Source organism: Rhizobium sp. PAMB 3174, assembly GCF_052908375.1.
In genome coordinates this window covers 3,787,902-3,803,594 of the sequence record NZ_CM128608.1, presented here as the reverse complement: position 1 = coordinate 3,803,594, position 15,693 = coordinate 3,787,902, and the positions used below count along the sequence as shown (strand labels likewise).

Annotated in this window: 16 protein-coding genes; 5 read left to right on the top strand and 11 right to left on the bottom strand. The window is 62.2% G+C overall.

The window, feature by feature from the left end; translation table 11 throughout:
- Window positions 1–8 precede the first annotated feature (8 nt).
- The 3 genes from ACU5AY_RS18170 to ACU5AY_RS18160 all read right to left on the bottom strand — a co-directional run bounded on the left by ACU5AY_RS18170 (window position 9) and on the right by ACU5AY_RS18160 (window position 4,814).
- Complete coding sequence (locus tag ACU5AY_RS18170; protein WP_446827248.1) at window positions 9–413, bottom strand: RNA-binding S4 domain-containing protein; 405 nt, start codon at window positions 411–413, stop codon at window positions 9–11.
- A 3-nt stretch (window positions 414–416) separates the two neighbouring features.
- The gene (locus ACU5AY_RS18165) at window positions 417–3,434 is read right to left on the bottom strand and encodes a helicase-related protein (protein ID WP_446827247.1); all 3,018 of its coding nucleotides are present in this window, start codon (window positions 3,432–3,434) and stop codon (window positions 417–419) included.
- A 573-nt stretch (window positions 3,435–4,007) separates the two neighbouring features.
- Window positions 4,008–4,814 carry a LytTR family DNA-binding domain-containing protein gene (locus ACU5AY_RS18160; protein ID WP_446827246.1) on the bottom strand — a complete coding sequence of 269 codons (807 nt, stop codon included), beginning with the start codon at window positions 4,812–4,814 and terminating at the stop codon, window positions 4,008–4,010.
- A 95-nt stretch (window positions 4,815–4,909) separates the two neighbouring features.
- Here ACU5AY_RS18160 and ACU5AY_RS18155 point away from each other — a divergent pair, with 95 nt between their 5' ends.
- A complete protein-coding gene (locus ACU5AY_RS18155; protein ID WP_446827245.1) occupies window positions 4,910–5,416 on the top strand; it encodes a DUF6622 family protein in 507 nt (168 codons plus the stop codon).
- Window positions 5,417–5,672: 256 nt separating this feature from the next.
- Here the strand turns inward: ACU5AY_RS18155 and phbB are convergent, their stop codons facing one another.
- Window positions 5,673–6,398, bottom strand: coding sequence for an acetoacetyl-CoA reductase (gene phbB / locus ACU5AY_RS18150; RefSeq protein ID WP_446822455.1), 726 nt, complete (start codon window positions 6,396–6,398; stop codon window positions 5,673–5,675).
- Window positions 6,399–6,517: 119 nt separating this feature from the next.
- Complete coding sequence (locus ACU5AY_RS18145; protein WP_446822454.1) at window positions 6,518–7,699, bottom strand: acetyl-CoA C-acetyltransferase; 1,182 nt, start codon at window positions 7,697–7,699, stop codon at window positions 6,518–6,520.
- A gap of 224 nt (window positions 7,700–7,923) precedes the next feature.
- On the opposite strand from ACU5AY_RS18145, the gene phaR reads away from it, so the two are divergent.
- Window positions 7,924–8,499 (top strand): polyhydroxyalkanoate synthesis repressor PhaR, encoded by a 576-nt coding sequence (gene phaR / locus ACU5AY_RS18140; RefSeq protein ID WP_446827244.1) that lies wholly within the window; start codon window positions 7,924–7,926, stop codon window positions 8,497–8,499.
- 38 nt (window positions 8,500–8,537) lie between these two features.
- Here phaR and ACU5AY_RS18135 read toward each other — a convergent pair whose 3' ends face one another.
- The 4 genes from ACU5AY_RS18135 to mtgA all read right to left on the bottom strand — a co-directional run bounded on the left by ACU5AY_RS18135 (window position 8,538) and on the right by mtgA (window position 11,019).
- The gene (locus ACU5AY_RS18135; RefSeq protein ID WP_446822452.1) at window positions 8,538–8,945 is read right to left on the bottom strand and encodes a hypothetical protein; all 408 of its coding nucleotides are present in this window, start codon (window positions 8,943–8,945) and stop codon (window positions 8,538–8,540) included.
- A 182-nt stretch (window positions 8,946–9,127) separates the two neighbouring features.
- Window positions 9,128–9,313, bottom strand: a complete 186-nt coding sequence (gene rpmF / locus ACU5AY_RS18130) for a 50S ribosomal protein L32 (RefSeq protein WP_446822451.1) — start codon at window positions 9,311–9,313, stop codon at window positions 9,128–9,130.
- 158 nt (window positions 9,314–9,471) lie between these two features.
- Entirely contained in the window at window positions 9,472–10,119 is a 648-nt protein-coding gene (locus ACU5AY_RS18125; RefSeq protein WP_446827243.1) for a glutathione S-transferase family protein, read from the bottom strand.
- A gap of 75 nt (window positions 10,120–10,194) precedes the next feature.
- A complete protein-coding gene (gene mtgA / locus ACU5AY_RS18120) occupies window positions 10,195–11,019 on the bottom strand; it encodes a monofunctional biosynthetic peptidoglycan transglycosylase (protein ID WP_446829056.1) in 825 nt (274 codons plus the stop codon).
- A 34-nt stretch (window positions 11,020–11,053) separates the two neighbouring features.
- Here mtgA and ACU5AY_RS18115 point away from each other — a divergent pair, with 34 nt between their 5' ends.
- Together ACU5AY_RS18115 and hisC are read left to right on the top strand one after the other, a co-directional pair.
- Window positions 11,054–11,968: a polyprenyl synthetase family protein gene (locus tag ACU5AY_RS18115; protein ID WP_446827242.1), complete on the top strand. Its 915-nt coding sequence runs from the start codon at window positions 11,054–11,056 to the stop codon at window positions 11,966–11,968.
- 13 nt (window positions 11,969–11,981) lie between these two features.
- Window positions 11,982–13,037, top strand: a complete 1,056-nt coding sequence (gene hisC, locus ACU5AY_RS18110) for a histidinol-phosphate transaminase (RefSeq protein WP_446827241.1) — start codon at window positions 11,982–11,984, stop codon at window positions 13,035–13,037.
- Here hisC and ACU5AY_RS18105 read toward each other — a convergent pair.
- The gene (locus tag ACU5AY_RS18105) at window positions 13,034–13,687 is read right to left on the bottom strand and encodes a pyridoxamine 5'-phosphate oxidase family protein (RefSeq protein WP_446822447.1); all 654 of its coding nucleotides are present in this window, start codon (window positions 13,685–13,687) and stop codon (window positions 13,034–13,036) included. The genes hisC and ACU5AY_RS18105 overlap by 4 nt on opposite strands.
- 97 nt (window positions 13,688–13,784) lie before the next feature.
- Here ACU5AY_RS18105 and pdxR point away from each other — a divergent pair, with 97 nt between their 5' ends.
- On the top strand, window positions 13,785–15,182 hold the full coding sequence (gene pdxR / locus ACU5AY_RS18100; protein ID WP_446827240.1) for a MocR-like pyridoxine biosynthesis transcription factor PdxR: 1,398 nt from the start codon (window positions 13,785–13,787) through the stop codon (window positions 15,180–15,182).
- 7 nt (window positions 15,183–15,189) lie between these two features.
- Here the strand turns inward: pdxR and soxR are convergent, their stop codons facing one another.
- Window positions 15,190–15,645 (bottom strand): redox-sensitive transcriptional activator SoxR, encoded by a 456-nt coding sequence (gene soxR, locus ACU5AY_RS18095; protein ID WP_446827239.1) that lies wholly within the window; start codon window positions 15,643–15,645, stop codon window positions 15,190–15,192.
- Window positions 15,646–15,693 lie beyond the last annotated feature (48 nt).

Below are 15,693 nucleotides of genomic sequence, written 5' to 3'. Positions count from 1 at the left end.
AGAGTTTTCTAATCGTCTTCCGACTTCAGCCGATCCACCGCCCGCCGTTCTTTCTTGGTCGGACGACCCGTTCCCGGCGTGCGAAGGGCCTGTTCGAGAGGCCTGAGGCGTTTTGTCTCACCAGGCGGCGGCGAGAAGTCCTCGTAGAGGCGCCGCGCCTCCTCGGACGGCCCGCGACGAAAGCCTCCATCCCGCATGACCACGACGATGTCGCGGCTGGCAAGCGTCGCCTCGATCCGGTCGCCGATCTTGACCTGCGCGCTTGAGGAGGTGACACGCTCGCCATTCACCCGGATCTGGCCCGAGCGAATGTAATCCTGCGCCAGCGTGCGTGATTTGACGAGGCGGGTGAAGAATAGCCACTTGTCGAGGCGCTGTCGCGCCGCTGCAACCGGATGGCCTTCCTCCGCCATCGCTTACTTCTTCATCTGTTCCTTCAGCGCGGCGAGCTTTGCGAAAGGCGAATCCGGATCGATCGGCTTTTCCTTGCGCGGCGGCTTGGCCTGCTGCTGATGGCGGTCGTTGCGCTGGCCCTTGTCCGGACGCGGACCGTCATGCCGTTGATTGCGGTTCGGCTTGCCGCCCTTGCCGCGATTGTCACGGTTTTCCCGATTTTCGCGCGGCTGGTCCTTGCGGCCATCTTCGCCGCGATTGGAGCGTGCCTGCTTCTGCTGGCCATGCGGACGGCGCTGCTGGTGGTCGGAACGACCGCCCATGCGCCAGAGCAGAACCGGCTTCGGCTCTTCTGCAACGGCCTCCTCGGCGGCAGACGCATCCGTCTCGGACTTTTCGGCGACCGTCGCATCGGCTGCCTCGGCCACTGCCGCGGGAGCCTCCTCGGCTACGGCAGCGCTTTCGGCGGGAGCAGCACTCTCCTCGCCATCGGCATCGTCACCGGCGTCTTCGTGTTCGGCGCTCTCGGCCTCTGCGCTGGCCTTGTCGGCCTCGCCCTCGGCGGCAGGCGTCTCGCCACCCTGGCTTGCCAGGAATGCCGCGGCTTCTTCAGCGGAAACCTGGTCGGCACGGTAACCGAGACCCTTGAGGATTTCCTCGATGTCGTCCGGCGTAGCCCCAAGGATCGACAGCATGCCGGTCGTCGACGTGAACCGGCGGCCGTCATAGGCGCCGTCGGGCCGAGCGCCCGAACCCGGCTTCCACTGCAGGAGCGGACGGATCAGGTCCGCCAGGCGCTCGAGAATGTCGATGCGAACAGCGCGCTTGCCGAGGAAGCGGAAGCCGGCGAGCTTGTAGAAGGCGCGTTCATAGGTGTTGTCGGTGACGATCGACGTGCGGCCGGCGGCCAGAACCGGGATCAGGTCGCCGTAGCCGGGCTTGTCCAGGCCGTCATTGGCGAGCGCCCAGAGAAGCGTGATCAGTTCCGCCGGCGCCGGCTTCAGGAGAAGTGGCATGAAGACATGGTATGCGCCGAACCGCACGCCGTATTTGCGCATAGAGCTGCGCGCATCCTGATCGAGCGACTTCACGTCGTCGGCGACGTCGCGGCGGAAGAGAACGCCGAGGTTCTCGACCAGCTGGAATGCCAGGCCCTTGGCGAGACCCTGCAGGTCTTCGGCACGCGACAGGTCATCGAGCGGCTTCAGGACGGTCGCGATGTGGTGATTGACGAAGCGCTCGACGCGGGCGGTCGCGTGCTCGCGCGCATTGCTGCTCAGCTGGTCGTCGGCGAGCAGGATGACGCGCGGATGCAGGATGTGATCGCCGGACGAAAGCCGTGCCACGGGTTCGCCCCGCCAGCGGACGTAACCATCCGAACCGATGACGAGGTCGCTGTTGCCGGACGCGTAGAGACGCGCGGCGCGCGCTTCGTATTCCAGCGACAACGCCTTCTGGGCCGCAGCCTCGACCGCCTTCTGGTCAGGCCCGTTCCCCCCGGTGACCGGCGAAAACCGGAAACCGGCCAACTGGCCGACGTGATGTCCTTCGACGAAGACATCGCCATTCACACTGATTTCTGCTTCCAGCATCGCATTCTCTCTAAGCCGCTTCATGAGCACAGAAGTCCTGCGATCAACAAAGCGTTTCGTCAACCTCTCATGTAACGCGTCGGACAGCCGGTCCTCGATTTCACGCGTCTTTTCTTGCCAGTGTGTCGGATCGGTTAGCCACCCTGGGCGATTGGACACATAAGTCCAAGTTCGAATTTGCGCAATGCGCGCCGACAAAGTATCGATTTCCCCGTCCGTCCGGTCCGACCGCCTGACCTGTTCTGCCATGAAAGTCTCGTTGACCACACCATGGCGAACGAGATCCGAATAGAGCGTCGAAATCAGGTCGGCGTGTTGTGCGTGGGTGATGCGGCGATAATCGGGCAGCGCACAGGCTTCCCAAAGCTTCTCGACCCGCTCCGGCGTGGTGGCGAGATCGATGATCTCGGGATAGCGCGCCAGCAGTTCGAGCGCTTCGTGGTCGATTGCCGGCAGCGCCTTGGTCAGGCCCGGCACCTGTGGCGGCGTTTCCAGGCTGCGGCGCAGGGCGTTGAGCGAAGAATAATCGAGCGCCTTGGTCCGCCACTGCAGCACCTTGACCGGATCGAATTCGTGATTCTGCAGGCGCTCGACCAGTTCCTCGTCGAATGGTTCGGCGCGGCCGGTAACCCCGAATGTGCCGTCGCGGACGTGGCGGCCGGCGCGGCCGGCAATCTGGCCGAGTTCGCCCGGATTGAGATTGCGGTACTGGAACCCGTCGAACTTGCGGTCCTGGGCAAAGGCGACGTGATCGACGTCGAGGTTCAGCCCCATGCCGATCGCATCGGTGGCCACCAGATATTCGACGTCACCTGCCTGATAGAGGCCAACCTGGGCGTTTCGGGTTCGCGGAGACAACGCGCCGAGCACCACTGCCGCGCCGCCGCGCTGGCGGCGGATGAGTTCGGCGATCGCATAGACCTCCTCCGCCGAGAAGGCGACGATGGCGCTTCGCTGCGGCAGGCGCGTGATCTTCTTCTGGCCGGCATAAAAGAGCTGCGACATGCGCGGCCGGTCCACAAGCGTAATGCCGGGAAGCATCTGCCGCAGGATCGGCCGCATCGTGTCGGCGCCAAGCAGCAGCGTCTCCTCGCGGCCTCTCAGATGCAGAATGCGGTCGGTGAAGATGTGTCCACGCTCCAGGTCGCCGGCGAGCTGTACCTCGTCGATCGCCACGAATGCGGCATTGGTTTCCCGCGGCATCGCCTCGACCGTGCAGACGGAATAGCGCGCACCGGGCGGCGAGATCTTTTCCTCTCCCGTCACCAGCGCGACATTGGCGGCCCCGGCGCGCTCCACCAGCCTGTTGTAGACTTCGCGTGCGAGCAGGCGCAGCGGCAGGCCGATGACCCCCGTACCGTAGGCCAGCATTCGCTCGATGGCATAGTGGGTCTTGCCGGTATTGGTCGGACCGAGCATGGCGGTGACACCGCGGCCGCTCAGGATCATGGGTTGGATCGTCACTATCACACCACGCAAAAACGAGAGGGTGACCGCCCCCGGCGAGGAAGGCTGGAACACCGCAAGACACATGGCGACTAAGGGCGGGCGAGGCAAGCCCCAACTTCGAGGGTGACCGAAATTCGAGAGTCAAACCAAACGGTTAAGATTCGGAACAGCAAAGGAACGAATCAGCGACGAATCGCTGACTCGCACGGATTCAGGCTTTGTTCACCGCTACATCTTCCACCCGAACGACGCCGTGACACCAGATAGTGAATCAGGAATTCCTTGCAGACGCAAGATGGACGGTCCGGCGTTAATAGATCCTACCGGTTTGCTAATGTCGGCAGACGGCGGCACCCCTTCGTAAAGAACCGACCAAGGCGGCGAAAAACAACCTCCCGATTAACCTTCGGTCCAAAGCTGGAACGAATCAGCGACGAATCGCTGACATCAATGTCTTCCCGATCTGTTCACCGCTAAATATGGTGTATTTACAATATTTTAACCATAATTTTCGAGCAAATGAAGCATGCGGGACAGCATTGCAGCGCCTGTTGTTAACCTTTGAGCCCCACTTCAGGCGTTCAACCCGGAGGCACGCGCCTCTGCCAAGAAGGACCGGCTGATTGGAAGATGATCACCGGTCACCGTCTCGACCATCACCTTGCCGCCGCTGCGATAGACATGCTTCACGCCGTCAAGTGCGATCCAGTGCGAGCGGTGGATCTGCAGACCCTTTTCCGGGGGGCATTCGGCCACCGCATCCCGCAGACGCATCAGCAGCAATTCCCGCCCTTTCAGCGTCGTCACCTCGACATAGTGATCGCTGACGGAGATCGAAACGAGCCGCCCGCGTTTGGGCAGCGGCAGGCGGCGGAGGATGGCCGGCAGACCATCCTCCGCACCCGCGTTGATGCCGACTGGCACCTCGTCCGCCGACCGGCTGTAGAGCGCGAATAATCCGGCGACCAGAACGCTGATGAAGACGCTGTAGGCGGTAAGCTCCACGATCTGTGCCGGCGCAAGCATTTGCCATCCGAAGGCGGCAACATTGATAGCTGTAACCGCTATGGCCGCTGGAATGCCGGCGCTGACCCCGACCGTCATGAACCGCCAGGGCTGCCGCCATCCGCGCTCCAGCACGACATAATTCCACCATGTGCCGACAAAGTTTCCGGCGACGAATGTGGCAACAACCAGGGCGCCCCAGTAAAGGCTGCGCTGAGGCAGGGAAAGCGTCGTCATCGTCTGGAAAGGACCGGAAACGACCAGCAGCACCGCGACCAGGGCCAGTGCGCCCCAGGTTCGCCAGCTCGAAAATTCATCCTGCATTTCACGAAGCGCGAGCTGCAGCGGCGCGCCGCCCACGTAGCCCTCACGCATTATACGAACCCGTCATTGCCCTCATTCTCCGGCGGCGACATGCCAGACCTCCGTTCGCCGCACCTTTCATCCTGAGTAATGGAGCACATGACATCATGCAAATGCCGATCGACATCCTCACCCACACGCCCAGCTGGGTATGGCTCGTTCTCGCCCTTCTTGTCTTTCGCGGGCTGAAGAGGACAAAGACACGCGAAGTATCGCAGAACTCGCTGATCCTGCTGCCGGCGATCCTCACTCTCCTTGCGCTCCGCCGGCTGGTCATGGCCGGTTTCGATGCGGATGTCTTGGCGGGAACCGCCACCGGCATCATCCTGGCATTCGTCATCCTTCTGTCGATCAAGCCGGCTCGGCAGACCAGGCGCCTGCCGAACGGCAAGTTGCTGCTGCAGGGAGAGTGGCTTTCACTGGGGCTGCTGCTGGTCATCTTCGCGGTCAACTACGTCGATGGGGTCCTCACCGCGATCGATCCTGCCGCAGCAGCGAGCCAGCCAATGCAAATCACCTGGAGCTTCGTCAATGGTCTCTCGGTCACCTTGATGGTGGGTCGCTCGATCATGCATCTGCTGGCGGGAAACAACAGTCCGGCGACGTCCTCGTGAATAGGGAAAAGCAGGCGCCAAAAGCGCGGACTTTAACCTTCAGGCCAAAGCCGGAACGAATCGGCGACGAATCATTGACACCACAAGTTTCCTGCTTTGTTCATCGCTAAATATTGTATTTTTACAATATTTTAACCATATTCTCATCTGCCGGATGCGCCAAATTGGAGCGATTTTGACCCGGACGTTAACCTTTGCTGAAAGCAAAAATGGCGCCCGAGGGCGCCATTTCCGGCAACATCCACTATTGCCACAATCAGACGAAGAACTGTCCGCCGTTCGCAGAAATGGTCGACCCGGTGATGAAGCCGGAATCGTCGGAGGCGAGGAACAGCACGCAGCGGGCGATCTCCTCCGGTTCACCAAGCCGGCCGACCGGGATCAGCGGCAGGATGCGTTCGTTGAGCACCTTTTCGGGAATGGCGCGCACCATCTCCGTGCCGATATAGCCCGGGCAGATCGCATTGACGGTGATGCCCTTCATCGCGCCTTCCTGGGCAAGCGCCTTGGTGAAGCCGAGATCGCCGGCTTTCGCGGCCGAATAGTTTGCCTGTCCGGCCTGGCCCTTCTGGCCGTTGATCGAGGAAATATTGATGACCCGCCCGAAGCCGCGGTCACGCATGCCGCTCCAGACCGGATGGGTCATGTTGAACAGACCCGTCAGGTTGGTGTTGATGACGGCGTTCCACTGGTCCGGCGTCATCTTGTGGAACATCGCGTCGCGCGTGATGCCGGCATTGTTGACCAGAATGTCGACCGGCCCGAGCTCCGCTTCCACCTTGGCCACGCCCTCGACGCAGCTCTCGTAGGACGACACGTCCCACTTGAACACCGGAATGCCGGTTTCGTCCTTGAACTTCGCTGCCGCCTCGTCATTGCCGGCGTAGTTGGCGGCAACCTTGTAGCCTGCATCCCTCAATGCGATCGAGATCGCCGCGCCGATACCACGCGACCCACCCGTAACGATGGCCACCCTGCTCATGATGTATTCCTCCCGAGATGCCCGTAACTAAAACTCTCGCCGGTATTTTATGCGGTTGTTGAGGCCTGCCGCCCGGCATGATACGGCAGGCCATCTCCCCTAGTGACAATCAGCGCTGATCACATCGCCTCGACGCACATGGCAACGCCCATGCCACCGCCGATGCAGAGTGTCGCAAGGCCCTTCTTGGCGCCGCGGCGCTTCATTTCGAACAGCAGCGTGTTGAGCACGCGCGCACCGGACGCGCCGACCGGATGGCCGATGGCGATCGCGCCGCCATTGACGTTGACGATCGACGGATCCCAGCCGAGGTCCTTGTTGACCGCGCAGGCCTGGGCGGCGAATGCCTCGTTGGCTTCCACGAGATCGAGGTCGCCGACGCTCCAGCCGGCCTTCTGCAGGGCCTTGCGCGATGCCGGGATCGGGCCGGTTCCCATGATGCTCGGATCGACGCCGGCGGTTGCCCAGGAGACGATGCGGGCCATCGGCTGAATGCCGCGCTTGGCGGCTTCCGCCTCGCTCATCAGAAGCGTCGCGGCCGCGCCGTCATTGATGCCCGATGCATTGGCCGCCGTCACCGTGCCATCCTTTTCGAACACCGGCTTCAGCTTGGCGATGCTCTCCAGCGTCGCGCCATGGCGGATATACTCGTCGGTGTCGACCACGACGTCGCCCTTGCGGGTCGAAATCACGTGGGCGACGATCTCGTCCTTGAACTTGCCCGCCTTCTGGGCGGCTTCGGCCTTGTTTTGCGAAGCGACCGCGAATTCGTCCTGAATTTCGCGCGACAGCTGCCACTGCTTGGCGACGTTTTCCGCCGTGTTGCCCATGTGGTAGCCGTTGAAGGCGTCCGTCAGGCCGTCCTTGATCATGGTGTCGATCATCTTGTAATCGCCCATCTTCACGCCAGCGCGCAGGTGCTGGCAGTGCGGGGCCATCGACATGGATTCCATGCCGCCGGCAATCACGATGGATGCATCTCCGGTTGCGATCTGCTGGGCGCCGAGCGCGACGGCGCGCAGGCCCGAGCCACAGAGCTGGTTGAGGCCGAAGGCGGTCGCTTCGATCGGGATGCCGGCGTTGATCGCCGCCTGGCGCGCCGGGTTCTGGCCCTGGCCGGCGGTCAGGATCTGCCCGAGGATCACCTCGTTGACGTCGCTGGCGTCGACACCGGCCCGCTCCAGCACGGCCTTGATGACGGTCACGCCGAGATCATGCGCCGGGACATTGGCGAAGGCGCCATTGAATGAGCCGACCGCTGTGCGGGCCGCGCTGGCGATGACGATGCTTGGTTCACTCATGGGTGCCTCCTCATTGGCGCTATTGTCCATTTTCTCGAAACTGACAAAGCTTGAATGCGAAGTCAAATGACTTCAATGAGATGAAACAGGTCCTCGCGCCAGCTTCCCGTGAAGCTCGAAGTTGAATTCATGCATTGCACAAATCGATTGTAACGACCGGCAATTTGCGCTTACAGTTCCTATCTAAGAGGAAACGCTGGACGTTTTGGGAGCAGGAGTTTGCAATGGCCAAGAATGGCGATCAGATCATCATAAAAAAATATGCCAATCGTCGTCTCTACAATACCGGCACCAGCACATATGTGACCCTCGAAGACTTGGCCGAGATGGTCAAGAAGGGGGAAGAGTTCACCGTTCAGGACGCCAAGTCAGGGGAAGATCTGACTCATTCCGTTCTCACCCAGATCATCTTCGAGCAGGAATCCAAGACCGGGAACACCCTTTTGCCGATTTCCTTCCTGCGCCAGCTGATCACCTATTACGGTGACCAGATGCAGATGGTCGTGCCGAGCTTTCTCGAACATTCGATGAAGGCGTTCGGCCAGCAGCAGACGGAAATGCGCGAGCAGATCGGCAGGGCCTTCGGCGAAGCACCGCTTGCCAAGAACCTGCAGATGCCGATGCAACTGATGGAAGAACAGGTCAAGCGGAACACCGAAATGTTCCACCAGGCGATGCAGATGTTCTCGCCCTTCATGACCCCGCCGGCAGCCGCGGAGGAAAAGAAGGCGGAGAGCAAGGACATCGACGAACTGAAGGCGCAGCTGAAGGCGCTTCAGACCAAGCTCGACAATCTCTGAGAGACCGAAATGCGAATGACGTCGATCGTGGCTCCTGATCAGAGCCCGATCGATACGTCGCGACCGGCCGAGCGAATGGAGATGGTGAAGCCCGCCACGACATCGATCAGCGACATTGCCATCAGGATGAAGAAGATCTGCGTCGCGGCATCGCGCACGAGCAGGAATTCGACCAGAAACGCGATGAAGATCAGCATCGACAGCATGTGATTGAGCAGCGAAGCGGAGTTGTGCATCGTCGCCTTGAGGATCTCGAAGAACAGCGCCACCAGCGAGACGACGATCAGAATATCGCCGAGGCTGAGCGTCCAGTCAGCGCCCGAGAGCATCTGCACCGACGTGAGGACGCTTCCGAGCGCACTGACGCCATCCGCGCCGACAAGTCCCAGCATTACCGCATTGTAGAGCAGGAACGGCACGATCATCAGTGGCAACGCAGCAAGCATTACATAAACCTCATCCGGAGTGTCATTTCAGGCGGATCGGATGGAAAAGCTCTGCAAATGCAGCCGCTCGCGAATCTCGCCGCAACGCACAATACTTTATGCGGGTAGCGAGACAAATACAAAAAGGCCGGCGCGAACGGCCGACCTCTTTTAAAATCGCAGTGAAGCGGAACCGCTAGGGGTTATGCGCTTTCCTTCGGCGTCAGAACCTGGCGGCCGCGATACATACCGGTCTTCAGATCGATATGGTGCGGACGGCGCAGTTCGCCGGAGTTCTTGTCTTCAACATATGCCGATGCCTTGATGGCGTCGGCCGAACGGCGCATGCCGCGCTTGGACGGGGTCGTTTTCTTCTTCGGTACAGCCATTTGACTTACTCCACTGGACGGACGGCATATGCCATCAGCCGCCTTGTTGGCCGAAATGGACATGCCCCTATTTCGGAAATTGGGCCGGCTTATACATGCGCAAGCGGCGTTTGGCCATACCCCACAGGGATTTTTTTAGTGCCGCCGGGCACTCTCCTTCAGACTTCGTCCTCAGGTACCACCCATGTCTCCCTGGCGGCATCCGCCGCCCATGCCTGGAAGGCCGGGTGGCCAGTGACAGCGGTCATGTAGGCAGCCGAGACGTCGTCGACCGGGAGCATGTAGCTTCGGAACCGGCTGCCGACCGGTGCATACATGGCGTCGGCAGCCGAAAATGCGCCGAAAAGGAACGGCCCACCGGAATCCGAGAGGCATTCGTTCCAGATCGTCGTGATGCGGGCAACGTTGGCCAGGACATCGCTTCCGACGTCCAGCGTCTGCGGCGGATAGCGCAGGTTCATGGGGCAGGCGTTGCGCAGCGCCTGGAAGCCTGTGGCCATTTCCATCGACACCGAGCGCGCCCGGCCCCGCGCCTTGCGGTCCTGAGGCCAGACGCCGGCATCCGGAAAAAGCTCCGCGGCATATTCGATGATCGCCAGAGATTCCCAGACCTTGAAGCCGTCATGGACGAGAAGCGGCACCTTGCCGGTCTCGGACACCGCCTTGATGGCCGGGTTGCCACCCGGAAAGTCGAACGGGATGACCTCGTCACGGAAGGGAATTCCGGCCGCCTTCAGCGCCAGCCATGGGCGCATGGACCATGAGGAATAGTTCTTGTTGCCGACATACAGAAGAAGTTCGCTCACGGCTGTCTCCAAAAATGCTGATGGACCAGACGTTAGCCCAGGCGGCGGCTCCACGACAAATGAATAGGTTTGCCGTCAATCATAAATGCATTTGATGTATTCGCCGGAAGCGCGGGCCCGCCGCTCGACGATCGAGGCCAGCCGCTTCATGCCGGAGCTCGGCTTGCCGGCGTTGCGCTCCAGCGGATTGGGGAGAGAAACCGCCAGGTAGGCGGCCTGCCGGCGCGTGAGCTTGGAGGCCGGCACATTGAAATGATAGTGGCTCGCCGCCTCTATGCCGTAGATGCCCGGCCCCCATTCGGCGACGTTCAGGTAGAGCTCCATGATCCGCCGCTTTGACCAGACCGCGTCCGCCGCCAGCGCCAGCGGCAGCTCGAGCGCCTTGCGCAGGAAGGAGCGACCGTTCCAGAGAAACAGGTTCTTGACCGTCTGCATGGGAATGGTGCTGGCGCCGCGGGTCGCCTCGCCGTCCAGCGCGTCGTCCACCACGCCCCGCATCTGCTCCCAGTCGACCCCGTCATGGAAACAGAACTGGCCGTCTTCCGACATCATCACCGACTGAACCAGCACCGGCGCGACGTCATCGAGCTTGACCCATTGGCGGGAATAGCCCTGGAAGGTGACGAGATCGGCGATCATCAGCGTCGAGACGGGATGCACCGGCAGCAGGTAGACGAAAATCAGAAGGTAGGGCAGGACCAGAAGAAAAAGGGCGATACGGACAATCCGCCGAAAAATGGGACGCACACGGTTGCCCGATAAAAAACGCCAACTGGCCGCCACTGATCTTTCCCCCTGCCGGTTTCTTGTGGTGGTCCCGGTCAAAAATGCATTCCGGACGTCACTTAAAACATGGCCCGCAGCCGATGACCAGCCCCGCCGGCCATGTTTGAAATCCATTGCCAGTTTGCCGCCGCCATGCCAAAGAGCGAGCATGATGACGAACGCCACCACCCTTGCAAACCGCCTTGCCGACAACGCCCGCAGCGTGGAGATGTTCCTTGCCGAAGTCCTCGGGGCGGGCTTGCTGGACGACGAAATCTGCCGACCGGCAACCTTGCTGGATGCCATGCGGCACGCGGTGCTAAACGGCGGAAAACGCCTACGACCGTTCCTGGTCCTCGAAGGCGCCCGGCTGTTCGGCGGCAACCCGGACGCTGCGCTGAGGGTCGGCGCGGCGCTGGAACTCGTCCACTGCTACTCGCTCGTCCATGACGATCTGCCGGCCATGGACGACGACGACATGCGTCGCGGCAAGCCGACGGTCCACATCGCCTTTGACGAAGCCACTGCCATTCTTGCCGGCGACAGCCTGCTGACCTACGCCTTCGACATCATCGCCGCGGAGGAAACGCCGCTTTCCGCCGAGGCACGGGTGGAGCTCCTGCGCATGCTGGCGCGCTCCTCCGGCATCGGCGGCATGGCCGGTGGCCAGGCCCTGGATCTCGCCGCCGAGAAGCAGGCGCCCGACGAAGACGGCATCGTCATGCTGCAGGCGATGAAGACCGGCGCGCTGATCCGCTTTGCCTGCGAAGCCGGGCCTGTCATTGCCGGCGCCTCTTCCGAGGACAGGCAGCGAATGCGCCAATACGGCGAAACGCTCGGCCTCGCCTTTCAGCTTGCCGACGACCTTCTCGACCTGACGTCGGACGCCGCCACCATGGGCAAGGCGACCGGCAAGGACGCCGCGCGCGGCAAGGGCACGCTCGTATCCCTGCACGGCACCGATTGGGCAGAGGCGCGGCTCTCGTATCTCGTCGCGCAGGCCGAGGAACTGATGGCCCCCTTTGGCGCCGCGGGTGGCATTCTGATCGAGACGGCGCACTTCGTCGCCAACCGCAAGAGCTAGAAAGGCAAGTATCGTGAGCAAGTTCTGGTCGCAGATCGTCCATGATCTCCAGCCCTATGTGCCGGGCGAGCAGCCGCGCATTGCCGATCTCGTCAAGCTCAACACCAACGAGAACCCCTTCGGTCCCTCGCCAAAGGTGCTGGCCGCCATTCGCGCGGCGGCCGAAGACGGCTTGCGCCTGTATCCGGACCCCTCGGCGCTGGACCTGCGTCAGGCGATCGCCCGCCATTATGGCGTCTCGGCGGAGGAAGTCTTCGTCGGCAACGGGTCCGACGAGGTGCTGGCGCACGCCTTCCAGGCCCTGCTGAAGCACGACCTGCCGCTCCTCTATCCGGATATAAGTTACAGTTTCTATCCGACCTATAGCCGACTATATGGGATCACCGCCGAGACCGTTCCGCTGGATGCGGACTACGGCGTCTCCATAGCCGACTATGATCGTCCGTGCGGTGCGATCATCCTGCCCAATCCCAATGCGCCGACCGGCATGGCCTTGCCCTTGTCGGCCATCGAGACGCTGCTGCGCAATCACCCGGATCAGCCGGTTGTCATAGATGAGGCCTATGTCGATTTCGGCGCCGAGAGCGCCGTTCCGTTGACGAAGACCTATCCCAATCTCTTGGTCGTGCAGACCTTTTCCAAGTCCCGCTCGCTTGCCGGCCTTCGCGTCGGCTTCGCCATCGGCCAGCGTCCGCTAATCGAGGCGCTGGAACGCGTCAAGGACAGCTTCAATTCCTATCCGCTGGACCGGTTGGCCCAGCTCGGCGCGATTGCGGCGATCGAGGACGAGGACTGGTTCGAGACCTGCCGGGCGCAGATCATCGCCAACCGGGAAGCGGTGACGAAAGCGCTTGTCGAACGCGGCTTCGACGTGCTGCCATCAGCGGCAAACTTCGTCTTTGCCCGCCACGCCTCGAAGTCAGGCGCCGAGATCGCCGCCGGCCTGCGCGAAAAGGCGGTGCTCGTCCGCCATTTCAACAAGCCGCGGATTTCCGACCACCTGCGCATCACCATCGGCACTGCGGAGGAATGCGAGCGCCTCATCGCGGCGCTCGATGCCATCCTCTAGCCGATCCTGAAGTTTGTCGCATGGTCGGGCGTTTCGACGCCCGGCAGGTTCAGCGGGTCGGAGATCGGCGCTCCGACCGAGAACGTGATCGGAACGACGCCTGCCCAGATCGGCAGCGCATAATCCTCCTCGTCGTCCTTGGGTCCACCGGTCCGCACCTTCGCGGAGGCTTCGTCGATCGGCAGTGACAGGACCATGGTCGCCTTTGTCTCCTGCGCCGAAACCGGGCGCAGCAGATCCCAGCGGCCGGGGAAATAGGCCTCGATCATGTTGCGGAACTTGATGAGCTTGACCTCGGGATCGTCGATCTTCGTCGCCTTGCCGTAAATCATCACCGACCGGAAATTGACCGAATGGTGCATCGCCGAGCGCGCCATCACCATGCCGTCGAGCATCGAGACCGTCAGGCAGACATCCGCACCCGCCGAAAGACGGCCCGCGCGGCTGGCGCTGGAGGAATGCCAGTAGACATGGTTTCCCTCGCGCCATTGCAGATTCGGCGTCACCGCCGGCCGGCCATCCAGTATGTAGCCGACGTGACAGAGCGGCATCGCATCGAGGATCCCATTGACCGTTTCCCGATCGAAATGTCCCCTCTCATGCATCCGCCGCAGCCGCGTCCGTTCCGTCTTGTCCATCACATCGCTCATAGGCCAACTCCTTTGCTGGCTCGGAGATAGGACAGTTTTGGTTTGTGAAAAATATCCAATAATGTAGAAATTGAGCAAACCAATTTTGGATACTCCATTGTTATCGCTCAGTCTCGACCGCCACGCGGCCCAGCCGCTCTTTCAGCAGATCTACGCGCAGCTGCGCGACCGCATCGTCGCCGGCGACCTGAAGCCCGAAAGCCGACTGCCGCCGAGCCGGGCCCTGGCCGTCGAACTCGGCGTCTCCCGATCGACCACCATCGCGGCCTATGAGCAGCTTTCGGCCGAGGGCTACATCACCGGTCGGCAGGGTTCCGGCTATTATCCGAGCCGGCTTGCGGAAGCAGACCTGCCAAAAGGTCCGGCGCAGAGGTCCGAACCGATCCATGCCGGCAAGACAGGGCGCACGCTCCCCCTTTACCCCGGCCTGCCCGACATGCGGCTTTTCCCTTTCCGGCAATGGAGCCGGGCGATTGCCCGCGTGGCGCGAACCGAGCCGGAAGCCATGGTCATGAATGATGACCTGTTTGGCGACCGGCGCCTGAGGCGGGCGATCGCCGCCCATATCCACGACTGGCGCGGCGTTTCGGCGACCGAGGACCAGATCGTGGTGACCGCGGGTTCGGCCGATGCACTCGAAATCTGCGTCCGCGCGCTGATGCGCAAGGAGGATTGCATCGCGCTGGAAGATCCGGGCTTCGAGCGTCTACGCCATTTCACCGACAGCCTTGGCACGCGAACCATATGGCTGGACATCGACGCCGACGGTGCCCGGCTTCCGAACCCGTCCGGCGCGCAGCCGCGTCTTGCGGTCCTCACGCCATCCCATCAGTTTCCTCTGGGAGGCATCATGTCCGCCGGCCGGAGGGTGGAATTCCTCAATTGGGCGGTCCGCAACGACAGCTTCATTGTCGAGGACGATTATGACAGCGAATTCCGCTATGCTGGCCGGCCGATCCCCGCGCTGGCAAGCGTCGACACCTCCGGCCATGTCCTCTATGTCGGCAGCTTCTCCAAGGTCTTCACCGCCGGCCTGAGGCTTGGCTATCTCGTCGTGCCGGAGAACCTGGTCGATACCTTCGCCCGCTGCGTCGCGCATTTCGGCGCCCGCGCCTCGATTTCGGCCCAGCGGCCGCTGGCGCATTTCATCGAGGACGGCGAGTTCCTGCGCCACATACGGCGGATGAGGCGCATCTATGCCGAGCGGCACCAGGCGCTGATCGAAGCGCTGTCGACACACCTGCCGCCATCCTGCCGTTTCGACAATCACCACGCCGGCATGCAGGTGACGGTCCTTTTGCCGGACGGCTGCGACGACCGGACGGTCTGCGAAAAAGCGCGCCGGCAGGGCCTGTCGCTCCTGCCGCTGTCGCCGCACTATGCCGGCAGCCAGCCGCGGTCGGGTCTCGTGCTCGGATTTGCGGCCTATACGGCCGATGAAATCACGACGGCTGTCCGTCGCCTCAGCGGCTGCCTGTCCGAATTCGGCCTGTGACCTGCCATCAATCCTGCTCCAGGAGGCGCGGCCCGGATCCCTCCCGTCCGAGTGCATCGTAGGGGTTATGCAACGGACAGCGATCGACGGAGAGACAGCCGCAGCCGATGCAGCCGGACAGCCGGTCCCGAAGCCGGGTGAGACGCGCGATCCGGTCGTTCAGGTCCGCATGCCAGGCAGCCGACAGGCGCTCCCAGTCCTGGCGGTTAGGCGTCCGGCCGTCCGGCAGCGTCGAAAAGGCGCCGGCGATTTCCTTGAGCGTGATGCCGGCGCGCTGCGCCACTTTGATGATCGCGATCCGGCGCAAGACGTCGCGGCCGTAGCGCCGGTGATTGCCGGCATTCCGCCAACTGCGTATCAGCCCCTCTGCCTCATAGAAGTGAACCGCCGAGACCGCCACGCCGCTGCGCGCCGCCACCTCTCCGACGGTCAGCTCGCGGCGGATTTCGAATTTCTCGCCCATGCGAAATTTTCCTGTTGACCTCAAGTAATGTTGAGGTTGTAGCGTGCC